Source organism: Thermomonas sp. LB-4, from assembly GCF_036409385.1.
Classification (GTDB): Bacteria; Pseudomonadota; Gammaproteobacteria; order Xanthomonadales; family Xanthomonadaceae; genus Thermomonas.
On the sequence record NZ_JAXOFT010000066.1, the window covers coordinates 1 to 593 of the forward strand.

Annotated in this window: 1 protein-coding gene; it reads left to right on the forward strand. The window is 52.8% G+C overall.

Annotation, left to right across the window (positions count from 1 at the left end; all coding sequences use genetic code 11):
• Positions 1-593, forward strand: a 593-nt coding sequence (locus SPK54_RS13660; protein WP_330948413.1) for a hypothetical protein, incomplete at both ends; no start/stop codon positions are given.

The window sequence follows — 593 nt, forward strand, 5'->3', positions numbered from 1 at the left end:
AAAGAGAAGGAAGAAAGGGGAGGGAGGGGAGGAGGGAAGGAGGAGAAGAAAAGGAGAGGAGAGAGGAGAGGGAAAGGAGAAAGAAGAAGAGGGGAGAAGAGGGGGGGGGGAGGGAAGGAAGAGAAGGGGAAAAAAAGAAGAAGAAGAAGGAAGGAGGGAGGAAGGGAAGGAGAGGGGGAGAAAGGAAGGGAGAGAGGAGGGAAGAGGGAAGAAAAAAGGGAGGAGAAGGAGGAAGAAAGAAGGAAAAGAGAGGAAAGGAGAAAGAGGAAGGGGGAAAGGGAGGGGAAAAAGGAAGGGAGGAGAGAGAGGAGAGAGGAAAGAGAAAAAAGGGGGGAAAGGGAGAAGAGAAAGAGGAAGAAGGAAGAGAAGGGAAGGGGGAAAAGAGAAGAAGGAAGAGGAGGAAGAAGGAAGGGAAGGAGAGGAGGAAGGGGGGGAGGAGGGGAAAAGAAGAAGAGAAAAGGGAAGAAGAAAAGGAAGAAGAGAAAAAAAAGAGAAAAGAAGGGGAAAAGAGGGAAGAGGAGAGGAAAAGAGACGAGGGAGGCGAGCGCGCCCTGCGCCAGGCCGTGACCCGCGAGTCGCTGAGCCTGGAAGCC